The 14,626-nt window shown below is 67.6% G+C and carries 8 protein-coding genes and 3 pseudogenes; 6 read left to right on the top strand and 5 right to left on the bottom strand.

Features of this window, described 5'->3' with window-relative positions:
• The 3 genes and pseudogenes from MKK75_RS23940 to MKK75_RS23930 all read left to right on the top strand — a co-directional run.
• Nucleotides 1-259 (top strand): annotated as a pseudogene (locus MKK75_RS23940) (ABC transporter ATP-binding protein); the annotation flags it as partial.
• Nucleotides 249-956, top strand: coding sequence for an ABC transporter ATP-binding protein (locus MKK75_RS23935; RefSeq protein WP_409567607.1), 708 nt, complete (start codon nucleotides 249-251; stop codon nucleotides 954-956). The pseudogene MKK75_RS23940 and the gene MKK75_RS23935, both read left to right, overlap by 11 nt.
• Nucleotides 957-1,007: 51 nt before the next feature.
• Nucleotides 1,008-1,408, top strand: a pseudogene (locus MKK75_RS23930) (LamB/YcsF family protein); the annotation flags it as partial.
• A gap of 279 nt (nucleotides 1,409-1,687) precedes the next feature.
• On the opposite strand, the gene MKK75_RS23925 reads toward MKK75_RS23930, so the two are convergent.
• The 4 genes from MKK75_RS23925 to MKK75_RS23910 all read right to left on the bottom strand — a co-directional run bounded on the left by MKK75_RS23925 (nucleotide 1,688) and on the right by MKK75_RS23910 (nucleotide 8,117).
• Entirely contained in the window at nucleotides 1,688-2,695 is a 1,008-nt protein-coding gene (locus MKK75_RS23925) for a D-2-hydroxyacid dehydrogenase family protein (RefSeq protein ID WP_244045009.1), read from the bottom strand.
• A gap of 1 nt (nucleotide 2,696) precedes the next feature.
• Nucleotides 2,697-4,004: an MFS transporter gene (locus tag MKK75_RS23920; RefSeq protein WP_244045008.1), complete on the bottom strand. Its 1,308-nt coding sequence runs from the start codon at nucleotides 4,002-4,004 to the stop codon at nucleotides 2,697-2,699.
• A gap of 471 nt (nucleotides 4,005-4,475) precedes the next feature.
• The gene (locus MKK75_RS23915) at nucleotides 4,476-5,138 is read right to left on the bottom strand and encodes an RraA family protein (RefSeq protein ID WP_244045007.1); all 663 of its coding nucleotides are present in this window, start codon (nucleotides 5,136-5,138) and stop codon (nucleotides 4,476-4,478) included.
• A 333-nt stretch (nucleotides 5,139-5,471) separates the two neighbouring features.
• A complete protein-coding gene (locus MKK75_RS23910; protein ID WP_244045006.1) occupies nucleotides 5,472-8,117 on the bottom strand; it encodes an MGH1-like glycoside hydrolase domain-containing protein in 2,646 nt (881 codons plus the stop codon).
• A 903-nt stretch (nucleotides 8,118-9,020) separates the two neighbouring features.
• On the opposite strand from MKK75_RS23910, the gene MKK75_RS23905 reads away from it, so the two are divergent.
• The 3 genes from MKK75_RS23905 (at nucleotide 9,021) to MKK75_RS23895 (ending at nucleotide 14,337) form a co-directional block, all read left to right on the top strand.
• Nucleotides 9,021-11,198, top strand: a complete 2,178-nt coding sequence (locus MKK75_RS23905) for a hypothetical protein (protein WP_244045005.1) — start codon at nucleotides 9,021-9,023, stop codon at nucleotides 11,196-11,198.
• Between the two features lie 89 nt (nucleotides 11,199-11,287).
• The gene (locus tag MKK75_RS23900; RefSeq protein WP_244045004.1) at nucleotides 11,288-13,012 is read left to right on the top strand and encodes a type I secretion system permease/ATPase; all 1,725 of its coding nucleotides are present in this window, start codon (nucleotides 11,288-11,290) and stop codon (nucleotides 13,010-13,012) included.
• Nucleotides 13,009-14,337, top strand: a complete 1,329-nt coding sequence (locus tag MKK75_RS23895) for an HlyD family type I secretion periplasmic adaptor subunit (protein ID WP_244045003.1) — start codon at nucleotides 13,009-13,011, stop codon at nucleotides 14,335-14,337. Before MKK75_RS23900 ends, MKK75_RS23895 begins: the two co-directional genes overlap by 4 nt.
• Nucleotides 14,338-14,465: 128 nt before the next feature.
• On the opposite strand, the pseudogene MKK75_RS23890 reads toward MKK75_RS23895, so the two are convergent.
• Nucleotides 14,466-14,626, bottom strand: a pseudogene (locus MKK75_RS23890) (IS630 family transposase); the annotation flags it as partial.

Below are 14,626 nucleotides of genomic sequence, written 5' to 3'. Positions count from 1 at the left end.
CCTGCTCCTCCTCGACGAGGTGCTCACCGGCCTCACGCCCTCCGAGGCCAAGGCCGGCGTCGCGCTGATCCGGCGCGTGGCGGCCACGGGCGTGACCGTGATCATGGTCGAGCACGTGATGGAGGTGGTGATGCCGCTGGTCGACCGGGCCGTGGTGCTCCACCTCGGCAGCGTCCTGGCCCAGGGCCTGCCGGCCGACGTGGTGCGGGACGACGGCGTCATCACGGCCTATCTCGGGGAACGCCACCGTGCTGCTTGAGGTCGACGCGCTCTCCACCGCCTACCAGGGCCTGCTGGCGATCCAGGGTGTTTCGCTGGACGTCGCCGAGGGCGAGATCGTCGTCGTGGCCGGCGCCAACGGCGCGGGCAAGTCGACGCTGCTCAAGTCGATCGCGGGGCTCGAGCGGCCGCGCGACGGGACCGTACGCTTCGATGGCGGCCGTCTCGACGGGCTCCCGGGCCACCTCATCACCGCCCGCGGCGTCGCCTACGTGCCCGAGAACAAGCGGCTGTTCCCGCGCCTCTCGGTCGCCGACAATCTGCGGCTCGGCAGCTACCTGCACCGGAGCAAGGCCGACCGCGAGGCGCCGCTGGAACGGGTCTTCGCGCTCTTTCCCCGGCTGAAGGAGCGGCTGCCGCAGCGGGCCGCAACTCTCTCCGGTGGCGAGCAGCAGATGCTGGCCATCGGCCGCGCCCTGATGACCCGACCGCGACTGCTGATGCTCGACGAGCCCTCGCAGGGCATTATGCCGAAGCTCGTCGACGAGATCTTCGCCGCCGTCACGGCGATCCGCGACGCAGGCGTGACCGTCCTGCTGGTCGAGCAGCGGCTCGCGGAAAGTCTCGCCATCGCCGACCGCGCCTACGTCCTCCAGACGGGGCGCGTCATCCTCTCCGGGCCGGCGGCGCAGGTGCGCGACGATCCGGAGGTGCGGCGGGCCTACCTCGGAATTTGAGACCGTCCCGTGCCGGCACCACCGGCACATGGCGAGACGGAAGAACGTGTGATGACCCGCGCGGACCTGAACTCCGACCTCGGCGAAGGCTACGGCGCCTATGCCTGCAGCGACGACGCGGCGATCCTAGGCATCATTACCTCCGCCAACGTCGCCTGCGGCCTGCACGCGGGCGATCCCGAGATCATGGCCCGCACCCTCGCCTTGGCGAAGGAGAAGGGCGTCGCGATGGGCGCCCATCCGGGCTTCCCCGACCTGTGGGGTTCGGCCGGCGCCGCATCCCGTTCAGCCCGGGCCAGGTCGAGCGCCTGGTGGCCTATCAGGTCGGGGCTGCCCAGGCGCTCGCCGCCTATGCAGGGCACCGCATCACCTACGTCAAGACGCACGGGGCGCTCGGCAACATCGCGGCTGAAGAACGTTCGGTGGCCGACGCGGTCGCCCGCGCGGTCAGACGACCGCGCCACGATCGCCGTGGTCGAGGCCGGCACCTCCAGTCGCCTCGTCGGCTGCATCAGAGCCCGCGACGCGTTCGCGGCAGCGTCATTGCAAGCGGATGCTCAGCGGTGGTCGGACATCGGCGTCCGATAGCAGCGCTGCGGGTCACGATGAGCCGATCACCGAACTGCACTGACTGTCTGCTTGCGTGCCAATCGAGCCTCGAAGAAGCCGGGCCGCTTTCGGCCAGTTTCGGGCGGCTTAACTCGATCTTGTCGCGGGCGTCGTACCGAGCCTCAGCCGACCGGGACCACGTTGATCGGAACGCCCGCTTGCCAAGCGGCGATGACCGCCACCACGTCTCGGAAGAATGAACGGTACGATCCTTCCGTGACGTAACCGAGGTGAGGCGTGAGGTAAGCGTTCCCAAGGCGGCGCAGAGGGTGATCAGCGGGTAACGGCTCCTGATCGTAGACGTCGAGCGCCGCACCACGGATACGGCCAATGCGCAATGCCTCGATCAGCGCATTCTCGTTGATCAAGGGACCGCGCGACGTATTCACGAGGAGCGCCCCCGGCCTCATCAGGCTGAGTTCGAACGCGCCGACGAGATGCTGGGTCGCCGGGCTAAGCACCATGTGCAGGGTCAGAACATCCGAGGTCGCGAACAACCTGTCCTTGTCCACAAGGGTGACGCCGGCGGCCTCGGCGCGCTCGGCGGTGAGATTGGGGCTCCAGGCGATACGATGCATGCCGAAGGCCGCGCCGATCGCCGCCACGCGCTGCCCGAGCTTACCCAGACCGAGCAGCCCAAGCGTGCGACCCTCGAGAACGGTGCCCACTGTGGTCTGCCAACCGCCGTCCCGCATGCTAGCCATCTCGCGCGGCAGATGGCGCATCGCCGAAAGGATCAGGCCCCAGGTCAGCTCGGCTGTCGCCGGCTGCATCTCCCCGCCTCCGGTGTGGCAAGCGACGATCCCCCGCTCGGCGAGCGCCGCAAAATCAATCGAGCGCGTTCGAACGCCCGTGAAGATCACGAGCTGAAGGTTTGGCAGAGCCTCGATCAGCCCGCTTGACAGGGCCATGCGCTCGCGCATGAGGCAGAGCACTTCGTAGGGCGCGAGCGCGACCTTCGCCTCTTCAGGATCGAGATTGCGGTCGAACACAGCCACGTCGAGATCGGGACCGAGCCGCTCCCAATCTCCGTATTCGAGCGCCACGCGCTGGTAGTCGTCGAGAACGGCCACCCGTAGGCGGCGGCACGCGGTGCTGTTCCCGACTTTGGTTGATGCGGCATCGTTCATGTCAGGCGACCACAGCCTTTGAGGTCGGCTCGGCAGTGGCGAGCCGGTCATCGAGGAGCGCGGCGATCAGCGCGGCCAGGAACGCGAAGCAGGCCATCGCGGCGAGCGCTGCCGTGAAACTGCCGGCCCAATCTCGTACGACACCGGTCATCCAGGGACCGATGAGACCGCCGAGCTGCGCCAGCGTGTTGATGAGCGCGATACCGGCAGCGCGGGCACCCCCGGAGAGGAAATCACCGGTGAGGCTCCAGAAGATCCCCAGGCCGCCCCAGATGCCGGCGGCTGCCACGCACAGGGATGCGAAGCTCGCCAGCTTGTCCGGCGCGTAAGCGCTGCCCAGAAGCCCGAGACCGCCCAGACCCAGCGCGGCGGCCAAGTGCCATTTGCGCTCCCGCTTGCGGTCGGAGTGGCGCCCCCAGAGCAGCATCGCAGTTGCGCCACACAGGAACGGCAGAGCCGAGAGCAGGCCGACCTCGACGTCCGTGAGGCCACCGAACGCCTTGACGATCTGGGGCAGCCACAGCAGCACGCCGTAGAACGCCGTGAGGAAGCAGGTGAAGAGCGCAGCCAGGGCCCATACGCGCCCAAGCCGGGCGACCCGCCAGAACGGGAGATCACCCCGCGTTGCCGTGAGGTTCCCCTCCTCGTACAGGCGTCGTGCCAGCCAAGCCTTCTCGTCGGCTGGCAGCCAGCGCGCAATCTCTGGGCGCTCTGTCAGACAGAACAGGACGGCGATACCCAGCAGAACGGCCGGGACGGCCTCGACCAGGAACATCCACTGCCAGCTGCGCAGGCCAAAGACTTCAGGCATGTAGGTCAAGATCGCACCCGACAGGGGTGAGCCAACCACGGAGGCCACGGCGGTCGCCGCGACCACGCCAGAGTTCGCCTTGGATCGGTGTTCGATCGGAAACCACCGGGTGAGATAGTACACGATGCCGGGCAGAAAGCCGCCCTCCGCGACGCCGAGGAGGAAGCGGAGGATGTAGAAGCTCGTCTCCCCCTGGACGAAAGCCATGCAGCCCGAGACCAGCCCCCAGCTGACGAGGATGCGGGCAATCCAGACGCGCGCTCCGACCCTATGCAGAATCAGATTAGAGGGAACCTCGAACAGGGCATAGCCGACGAAGAAGATGCTGGCCCCGAAACCGAACGCGGTGGCGCTGAGGCCGAGATCGGCGTTCATGCGCAGGGCTGCAAAGCCGATGTTGACCCGGTCGAGGTAATTGATGACCAGAAGGAGGAACAGGAACGGGATCAGCCGCCAGTAGACGCGGCGCATCGTACGCGCCTCGATGTCATCGCTCATGCGTTCCTCACTCGATCGTATTCTTGTATGTGCCAAGCTCAGGGCCTGCCGTGCGGACGGAACGGCGCCGCGGTTGGCCATGGCCGCGCCACACGCTTTCGCTCCTGACCTCACAGGGTCGTAACGGGCGAGGAGGGCATTCTTTCGAAGTCTTGTTTCTCAACGATGCGGCTGTCGAAGCGCCCACGGAATCAGTCGCCTCACGAGTGCGTCATCCGGCCGGCCCACGGTCGAAGAGGGCTCGCCGGAAGCAGTTCTATCCGGCAGCGCCGATGCCGTGATCCTGCCGACGTTCGGTTCGATGGGTTCTGGTACGTTCGAAAGGCGGCCGGCCACGAGGATCCGACCGCGCATGCGCGTCGCTAAACAACGGATCGAGCATCGGCCGAATGCGAGGCGGTCCCCGCCGGCGCCAGGGGGGCGAGCCTCCGTGCTCAAGCGCGGGATTTGCGAGCAGTGACGCGATTGTGGTCAGCGCCTGCGCTGCAGGTTGTGGTAGCCGAGGGCTTCTCGCGCCTCTTTGAGGCTCTTGCCCCGCGCGATCTCCTCACGGATCTGATGCTCGACACCCTCGATCTCACGGGCGAGTTTGGCGACCTCGCGGGCGCGTTCCCGCGGCACCACGATCACGCCGTTTGCATCAGCCACGACGATGTCGCGTGGGCCTACACGCGCTTGACCGACGGAGATGGTGACGTTCACCGCCTCCACCTGCACCCGGTCCTTGCCGGTCCGCATGAAGCGGCCACGCGTGAACATCGGATAACCGTCGCCGAGCGCCTTGGCGACATCGCGACAGACACCATCGATGACCGTTCCTGCGAAGCGGTGCGCGCCGGCGTATTGGGTCATGATGTCCCCCCACACCGTACAGTCAGTCCGTCCGTCGTTGTCGATCACGACGACATCGCCCTCGGCAACGTCGTCGATGAAGTCGCCAACCGTGCCGGGCGGGGTCGTCGCCGGCACGTACTTCACCGTGAACGCCGGCCCGACCACCGTCTGCGTGTAGTCGTCGAGGGGGGCGATACCGAAGCATTGTCCCGGTAAGCCGAGCTTGTCCATCGCGTCCGAGACGCTCGGCGTATCGAGCCCCTCAAACAAGGCGACGAGTTCCTTGTCACCATCCGCCATAGCACTGCTTCCGCCTCCCTGAGCTGATCCTACCCCTATCTCCGCCGGATCAAAGCGCCGTGCGCACCGGCTCAGCGCAGGTCCGTTCTTCCTGCGAACCTACGCCTAAGCGGACCTACCGCTTCCGGCCAGCATCTGCCATCACGAAACGCCCGCCTGAACGTCTCAGATGGGTGGAAAGCGTCTGGTCCGCTTTCGGGAGGCGAGACCCGCAAATCGGACGTTCGCGCAACTCGCACCACGGTCACGAGTGCTTTCAGTCCGGCAAAAATCTGCGAATGTGGGAACTCTTGTCCGAAAACGTCTCAAGCTGCCTCTCGACCGCCAAGCTGTCTACACGTGCTGCCTCGCCCGGTGGTGCAGCAGGTTGAGGATCAGGGCTGTCCAGCCGGTCTGGTGGGAGGCGCCGAGGCCGCGGCCGGTCTCGCCATCGAAGAACTCGTGGAACAACAAGGCCTCCTCGGCACCCGCAGCCAGTGGAAGCGGGGTCCGATCGCCGAGAGCTGGCCGGCGACCGACCTCATCCTTGGTGAAGAGGGCGATCAACCGGTCCTGGAGTGCGTCGGCGATTGCGGCAAGGGTGCGCATCTCCCCTGAACCAGTAGGAAATTCGACGAGGAAGTCGTCGCCGTAATAGGTGTAGAAGCGGCGCAGAGCTTCGATGATCAGGTAGTTTGTCGGCATCCATACAGGCCCGCGCCAGTTGGAGTTGCCGCCGAACATGTTCGAGGTGGAATCTGCTGGATCGTACCGGACCGTGAAGGAGGCACCGAACTCGTTCAGGGCATAGGGCTGGTCGCGATGGAACTTCGATAGGGAGCGGATGCCATAGGGTGAGAGGAATTCCGCCTCATCGAGCATCCGCCGCAGCAATGCCTTCATGCGGTGCCCGCGCAGCAGCGATAACAACTTGCGGTCTTGGACGCCGCCCTCGTTCCAGCGCGAGACGAGACGGGCAAGATGCGGGCGGTTCTCTAGCAACCAGTTGAGCCGTCGAGCGAAATCCGGCAGGCGCTGAAGCATGGATGGCTCGATCACCTCGACGGCGAAGAGTGGCACCAGCCCGACCATCGAGCGGACGCGCAAGGGCAGCAGCCCGGCACCGGGGATATCGACCTCATCGTAGTAGAATTCGTCGTCCTCGTCCCAGAGGCCGAGGCCCTCGCCGCCCATGTCGGTCATCGCCTCGGCGATCAGGAGGAAGTGCTCGAAGAATTTGGAAGCGGTGCTCTCGTACACATCGTTGTGGACCGCAAGTTCGAGGGCGATGCGCATCATGTTCAAGGCATACATCGCCATCCAGGCGGTGCCGTCTGCCTGATGCACCATGCCGAAACCCGGTGGCGGGCGCGACCGGTCGAACACGCCGACATTGTCGAGGCCGAGGAAGCCACCTTGGAACACGTTGCGGCCGCCCGCATCCTTGCGGTTCACCCACCACGTGAAGTTGATCAGCAACTTGTGAAAAACGCCTTCCAGGAAGGCGACGTCACCGCGTCCGCCGCGGCGTGCGCGGTCGATCTCGAAAACCCTGTAGGCCGCCCACGCATGGACCGGAGGGTTGGTATCGGAAAACTCCCACTCGTAGGCCGGCAGCTGGCCATTGGGATGCATGTACCATTCGCGCGTCAGCAGCAGAAGCTGCCTCTTGGCGAAGTCCGGATCGAGCAGCGCCAGCGGCAGACAGTGAAAGGCAAGGTCCCAGGCGGCGAACCAGGGATACTCCCATTTGTCCGGCATCGAGAGTATGTCGGAGGCCGCGAAGTGCCGCCAGTGGGTGTTACGGCCGCCCTCACGCTCGCGGGGCGGCACCGGCTGCAGCGGATCGCCCTTGAGCCAAACCCGCACGTCGTAGGCATAGAGCTGCTTCGACCAGATCAGCCCCGCGGCGGCTTGCCGGAAGATCGCGCGGGCATCCGGGTCGGTGATCCCGTCCTGACAGTCGTCATAGAAGGCGTCGGCCTCGGCGACGCGTAAGTCGCGGAGGCTGCCGTCCTCATCGAGCGGGCGTATCCGCGTCCCCGCCGACAGCCGCAGGCGGATCCGCTTCGTTTCACCGGATCTTAGGTTGAACGCGTAGTGCAGGCCGAGCTTGGTCCCGGCATCGCGCCGGATCGCGGTATCGTCGCCACCGACGATGGCCGCGTGGAGTCCGTCCTTGAACGGGCCTTCGGCTTCGGTATGGCCGGCGCGGTGCAGGTTCGTCTCGTTCTCGCAGAACTGGATCTCCGGCTCGCCCTCGTAGGCCAGCCTATAGTGGCCGAGGCGGGGATGCTCGCAGGCGATGCCGCCCTCGGGGCGGACTGCGAGACGCGGGCGTGGGCCGTTCTCCCGCCATGACCACGTGTTGCGGAACCAGAGCTGCGGGACGAGGTGGAGGTCGGCGGCCTCCGGGCCCCGGTTCGTCGCCGAGACGGTGACGTGGATGTCGTCGACATCCGCCTTGGCGTATTCCACTGTGACGTCGAAGAACCGGTCGCCGTCGAAGATTCCGGTGTCGTCGATCTCGTATTCCGGCTCCTCGCGGCTGCGCCGCAGCCCCTCGCGGACGAGCTCGTCGTACGGGTAGGCCGCCTGTGGATAGCGGTAGAGGAACTTGAGGTAGGCGTGGCTCGGGACCGCGTCGAGGTAATGGTAGTGTTCCTTGACGTCCTCACCGTGGTTGCCCTGTTCGTTGGTTAGGCCGAACAGACGCTCCTTCAGGATATGGTCGCGCCCGTTCCACAGGCCGAGTGCGAAGCAGAGCAGGCCACGCTCGTCGCAGAGCCCGGCGAGCCCATCCTCACCCCAGCGGTAGGCGCGCGAGCGCGCATCATCGTGTGTCAGGGAGCGCCACGCATTGCCGTCGCAGCTGTAATCCTCGCGCACGGTGCCCCATTGCCGCTCGCTCAGATACGGACCCCAAAGCGACCACGGCCGCTCGCCGCGTGCCTGCTCGGCGATGCGGCGGCGCTCCGCCCAAGCGATTCCGGCGCTCACGGCCGCCCCTTTCGCATCTGGGCCGTTCGCGGCGGGGCGACTGAGAGGAACGTTCGAACGGCCAACCGAGGAGACAAATCGTGGGTCATGGCGTTCCGAGCGACCAAGAAACGAGCCAGGCCGCGATGCATCATCAAAGCCAAGCGCCACGGGCGCGGTGCCTGGAACAGGGCAGGCCCGCCGGCCAGGATGACCCTACGTTTCGGACGCTGCGCGTTGGGACGTAACCACGCCGCGACGTATCGTGCAGTAGGTCGACAGCTTGACCGCCTTCGCGTTGAATCGTCACCGAAGCCGACCTGGCGCCATCGGACAGCTTCAATCGTGCAATGGTCGCATGCTGAACGTCCGGTTCCGGGCATCGCGCTCTGCTACCCGAACGACTGGTCCGGGTCGGACGCGGAAAAGCCGCTCAGGATGGGCCTGCGACTATGCCCTCTGGACAACGAGTTCGTGGAAGCGAACATCTCATCTGTGCTTGAACAAGCCCTCCTGCCATGAGCTGTCCGACGACCTCAGAGCATCATGGCTGCAAGACAGCCCGGCGGCTCGGGGCCGTGCGGACCGCGGCTTGTGCGTTGGGCGATCCCCACAAACACGGCACCGCCCCGTCGCTCCAGGCGATATGGAAGGTTCGCCCGTGACCAAACCTGTGCCCAGCATCCGCCGAGCGGATTTGCGTTAGCCTATAAGATATCACGACATAAAGACATATAAAGCCATCTTTCTAAGTCCCAATCAAGATCGTAAAGGTCCGTGTGATTTATTACCCAATTACAGATACTATATTCATCGAATTGCCTCAAGGAGAAAAACGCAGCTTTAACCTATTCATGATGATCCAATCTGAGGAATGCAACTATCGATTGAACTTCCGATTGCGCATAAAAATCGGAGGTGCTCGTGTCTTCATCCCCCCTTACCGCCCTCAACCCGGCCCGGTCGCTCGAATGGATCGTCGGCCCCGGTGCTTTGCTCTCGTCCACCGCCCTCTCCACGGGGCAGCTCGCGAGTCTCGGCCCGATCGCCTCGCTGATCGACGGGACGGTCGAGACCGCCCCCGGCAGCGACGGCAGCGCGCTGCTTCCCGAGACGCTGACCGATACGGCCAACCAGATCATCCTCGATACGCACGCGCAGCTCGAAGATGCCGGCCATGAGGTCACGCCGCTGAGCGGTCCGCTGCACGGCCTGACCAATCTCGGCGAGACGGTCGGGCTCGGTCATATCGGTCAGCCTGGCAACCTGATCACCGATCTATCGGGCACCGTCGCCAATCCCGGCGCTGTCGGTGCGGTGGCTCCGCTGCTGTCTGATGCCGGTCATATCACCGACGCGGCCAATACTCTGGTCGATGCGGTGACGGCGGTGCCGGAGGCCGGCAACGGCCTCGTCGGACCCGGCAGCGTCCTCGCGCCGGAAGCCCAGATTCTCAACCAAGCCATCCTCGATCTCCATACGACCCTTGAGGATATCGGCCATCAGAACCCCGAGCTCAACGCGCCGATCCACGCGATCACCGGCCTCGGCGAGACGGTCGGCCTCGGGCATATCGGTGAATCCGGCAATCTCCTCACCGACACCTCGACCCTGCCGGGTTCCCTCCTGAACGGCGGCCTCGCGTCGGCGGATCCCGTCCTGTCGGATTTCGGTCACGTCCTGGGCGCCGGCGATACGCTGCTCAGCTCCGTCACCGGGGCCGCGAATGGCGGCAGCCTACTCGCGTCGGATGGACTTCTCGCTCCGGTCACGAACCTCGCGAATGCGGGCATCCTCGACCTGCACGCGACCCTGGAGAATGTGGGCCACGAGCTTCCGCTGCTGAACGATGCGATCCACGGCTTGACCAATTTCGGTGAGACCGTCGGCCTCGGCCACCTGGGCGAGTCCGGGAATCTGCTCACCGACGCGGCGGGCCTGCCCGGCGGTCTGCTCGGCGGTCAGGGGCTCGGGACGCTGTCCCCCATCCTGAGCGACGCCGGCGCGGTAACGAATGCCGCGGGCGGTTTCCTCGACGGCGTGACCGGGACCCTCGACGGGCTCGGTCACGGCGGGACCGGAACCCCGGCGCTCGGCAGCCTCCTTGCCCCGGTGACCACCACGGTGGACGGCCTGCTCGGCGATCACGCCGCGAGCCCGCTCGGTGGCCTCCTCGACGGCATAACCGCTGGCGGTCAGAACGGAACCGGCGCCCTGCTCGGAGCCGGCGCCCCACTCCAGCCCGTGGGCGATGTCGGCAACACGCTGATCGATACGGTCCATGCCAATCTGGAGCAGGTCGGCCACGACGTGCCGGTCCTGAACGACCCGATCCATTCCGTGATCAACCTCGGGAACACGGCGGGCCTCGGCCAGCTCGGCGAGACGAGCAACCTCATCACCGACACCGTCAACTTGCCCGGGGCCGTGCTGGGTGGGAACGGAGCACCCGCCCTGGGTCAGGTCGCGACCGATGCCGGTCACGTGGCGGATGCGGCCAGCGGCGTCCTGACATCGGTGACGGGTGCCCTCCCCACCGGCGGAGACAGCGGCCTGGGATCGGGCACGGGGCTCGACGGCGTCCTGACTCCCGTGACGGCTGCCCTGGGCTCGGTCACGTCCGGGACGGCGGGAAACGCGGCCGGCTCGCTCCTCGGGGGCCTCACCGGCGGCACGGCGGGCGGGTCCGGGGCCGGGACGCACCCGCTGGTGGATGTGTCCGCGGGCCCGGCCACCGCAACGCCGGTGGCCGACGCCGCAATCCTCACGCCCGCTGACAACACGTCCCACACCGCGCAGGCGAGCGCGGTCGCGGTCGGTGCGGACCAGCCGAGCTTGGCCACGGCGAACCTGCTGACCGGCGACAGCATCCAGCTGCCGCAGACCGGCGGGGGCGGGGCGGATTCCCTGGTCGGTCACCTCGCGGACGTCATCCCGGCCGCCTCGGCTCCCTCGGCTCCCTCGGCCGATGCCGGGGCGTCGCATGCCGCCAGCGTCGATCTGGGCATCGCCACGGTCGATCTCGGCAGCCACGCCGACGTCCAGCACACCGACCCGACCCCGCACACGACCACGAGCGGCCTGCATCTGCTCGGGCTGTGAGACCGACATCCCCCGCCGCACCCGCGGCGGGGGATGCCCAAGCGGTCGCCTGACGTCTCTGCGCCGAACCGAGAAGCCGGGGAAAACCTGTGACCGACGAACGCGTGCTGCGTGTTGCGAAACGCCGGGAATTCTGGGCCGCCATCCGCGCCGGGCGGGCGTGCCTGATCACCGTGATGATCGTCAGCGGTCTCATCAACCTGCTGATGCTGACCGCCCCGATCTTCATGCTGCAGGTCTACGACCGGGTGCTGCCGAGCCGCAGCATCGCCACCCTGGTGGGGCTGGCCGGCATCACGCTGATGCTGCTCGTGATCCAGAGCGTGCTCGAAGTCTTCCGCGCGCGGATCCTGTCGCGGTTCGGGCGCCTCATCGACGAGCGCCTCGGCCACCGGATCTTCCGCACCCTCCTCGCCCGCGGCTCCGAGATGCCGCGCAGCGACGAGGGACCGCAGGCCCTGCGCGACCTCGATACCGTGCGCGGCTTCGTGTCGAGCCTGGCGCTGAGCGCCTTCTTCGACCTGCCCTGGGTACCTCTCTACATCGCGGTCTGCGTCCTGTTTCATCCCTGGCTCGGGGGGGCCATCGCCGCGGGTGCCGTAGTCCTGTGCGGGCTCACGATCCTGACCGACTGGGCCTCGGCCGCGACCACGCAGGAGGTCGTCCGGGCCGCCGGCGACCGCCGGTCCTTCACCGACATGGCCCACCGGACCGCGCCCCTGCTCTCGGCCCTCGGGATGCGCTCCCGCATCGCGACCCTCTGGCAGGTCCGGGCCCGCCGGAACCTCGACGTGGCGACCTACGGCAACGACCTCGCCATCGGCTTCGGCACGACCGCGCGCCTGCTGCGCACGGTGCTGCAATCCGGCATCCTCGGCCTGGGAGCCCTCCTCGTCGTGCGCGAGGAGGCGACCGCCGGGGTGATGCTCGCCGCCACGATCCTGTCGGCCCGGGCGCTGGCGCCGGTCGATCTCGCCATCGCCAACTGGAAATCCTTTACGGCGGCCCGGCAGGCCTGGGGGCGCCTCGTCGCCTTCCTGCCCCGGCGGGAGCCCGCCGCCCCGACGCCCCTGCCGGCGCCGCGCGAGAGCGTGCGCGTGACGGCCCTGTCGATCGCCGCCCCCGGCACCGACACACTCGTGCTGCACGACGTGAACGTCGCCCTCGCCCCCGGCAGCGCCCTGGGGGTGATCGGCGCCAGCGGCTCCGGGAAATCCACCTTCGCCCGGGCCCTGGTCGGGCTGGCGCGGCCGAGCCGCGGCGTGATCCGCCTCGACGGGGCGGCCCTCGACCAATGGGAGCCCGACGCCCTCGGCCGCGCCGTCGGCTACCTGCCGCAGGATACCGAGATGTTCGACGGCACGATTGCTGAGAACATCACGCGCTTCGATCCTGCGCCCGATCCCGATGCCCTCCTGGCCGCCGCCAAGGCCGCGGGCGTCCACGAGGTCGTGCTCCGGCTGCCGGGCGGATACGATGCCCGGATCGGTGCCGGCGGTCTCGGGCTCTCCGGCGGCCAGCGCCAGCGGATCGCCCTGGCGCGGGCGCTCTACGGCGACCCGTTCCTGGTCGTCCTCGACGAGCCGAACTCCAACCTCGACGTCGATGGCGACCGCGCCCTGTCGGCGGCCGTCCAGGGCGTGCGCGCCCGCGGCGGCATCGTGGTGGTGATCGCCCACCGGCCGAGCGCCCTGGCGGCGGTCGACCGGATCCTCGTGCTCGGGGATGGCCGCGTGCAGCTGCACGGGCCCCGCGACGAGGTTCTGGCGAAACTCGGCACCCTGACCCGGCAGACACCCACGAGGGTCGCATGACCGAGGAACACGCCCCGTCCGCGCCGGAGGCCGACCCGACCGCCGGGACGCGCCGCTCCCTACGCCGCCATATCGCGGGCGTCGCCGCCGTGATCCTCGCGGCGACCGGCGTCGGCGCCTGGACCGCGGCGACGGACCTGTCCGGCGCCATCATCGCGTCGGGCTCCCTGGTGGTCGAGAGCAACATCAAGAAGGTCCAGCACCCGACCGGTGGCGTCGTCGCCGAGTTGCCGATCCAGGAGGGGGCCCGCGTGCAGGCAGGCGACCTGCTGGTGCGCCTCGATGCGACCGCGGCCCGGGCCACCTACGACAGCGTCAGCAAGAGCCTGTGGGAGATCGCGGCCCGCAACGCCCGCCTGGAGGCCGAGCGCGACGGCCGCCCGGATCTCGCGATCCCGGCCGAACTCAACGGGGCCGGGCCGGAGGTCGGACGGATCATCGACGGGGAGCGCAAGCTGTTCCGCTTCCGCCGCGACGCGCTCCAGGGCCAGAAGGCGCAGTTGCGCGCCCGGATCGGGCAGCTCGACGAGGAGATCAAGGGCTTGGTGGAGCAGGCGGCCGCCAAGGAGCAGGAGACTGCGATCATCGGCCGGGAATATGTGGGCGTCGAGGATCTCTGGAAGAAGAACCTGATCCAGCTGACGCGGCTGACGAGCCTCCAGCGCGACATGTCGAGGCTCAAGGGTGAGCGCGGCGTCCTCGTGGCCAGCATCGCCCAGACCAAGGGCAAGATCGCCGAGACCGAATTGCAGATCATCCAGCTCGAACAGAACCTGCGCAGCGAGGTTGGAAAGGACCTCGCCGAGAACCGCGCCAAGGCGGCGACCCTGATGGAGCAGAAGATCACCGCCTTCGACCAGCTTCAGCGCATCGAGATCCGCGCGCCGCAGGCCGGCTACGTGCACGAACTCGTGGTCCACACCCGCGGCGGCGTGATCGCCCCGGGCGAGCCGATCCTGCTGATCGTGCCGAACGCGGATTCGCTCGTGGCCGAGGTCCGCGTCGCGCCCCAGGATATCGACCGGCTCCAGACGGGCCAGGCCGCGGGCCTGCGCCTCCCGAGCTTCGACCAGCGGACGACGCCGGAACTCAACGGCCGCGTCACCCGGATCGCCGCCGACGTGAGCGAGGACAAGCGGACCGGCAGCTTCTACTACCTCGTCCGGTTGGGCGTGACGAAGGACGAACTGGCCAAGCTCGACGGGGCGAAGCTGATGCCCGGCATGCCCGTCGAAGCGTTCATTCGGACGGCCGACCGGACGATCCTGTCCTACCTGACGAAGCCACTCGTCGATCAGGCACGGCGGGCCTTCCGCGAGAAGTAGCCCCAGGATCGACACAGTTGGCCAGCGGGTGCGCGCACGCCTCCGTGGCGTTCACGAAGTGCAAATCAGAGGTGAGTTCACCACGGGCATCGGCCTGTGCGTGCGGCCGCGGCTAGAGCCGTTCCCGCTTACGTAGCGACGGCCAAGTCTTTGTCGTAGCCGGCGGCGTCGAGGCAGTTGCGGCCCTCGTCTGGCGTGAAGCGGGTGAAGGCCTGCCGGATGGCCTCCCGGAGGTCGGGTACGGTGCGGGTGGCTGCGGTCCGCAGCAGCGCTTTCAGCTTGGCGAAGA

It is taken from the genome of Methylobacterium sp. J-030 (assembly GCF_022829545.1).
GTDB lineage: Bacteria > Pseudomonadota > Alphaproteobacteria > Rhizobiales > Beijerinckiaceae > Methylobacterium.
This window is presented reverse-complemented; position numbering and strand designations above follow the sequence as displayed.

What these genes read in the sequence shown, in the direction of transcription:
- MKK75_RS23925 (WP_244045009.1), bottom strand. Translation starts at nt 2,695, where the DNA reads ATGAACGATGCCGCATCAACCAAAGTCGGGAACAGCACCGCGTGCCGC.
- MKK75_RS23920 (WP_244045008.1), bottom strand. Translation starts at nt 4,004, where the DNA reads ATGAGCGATGACATCGAGGCGCGTACGATGCGCCGCGTCTACTGGCGG.
- MKK75_RS23915 (WP_244045007.1), bottom strand. Translation starts at nt 5,138, where the DNA reads ATGGCGGATGGTGACAAGGAACTCGTCGCCTTGTTTGAGGGGCTCGAT.
- MKK75_RS23895 (WP_244045003.1), top strand. Translation starts at nt 13,009, where the DNA reads ATGACCGAGGAACACGCCCCGTCCGCGCCGGAGGCCGACCCGACCGCC.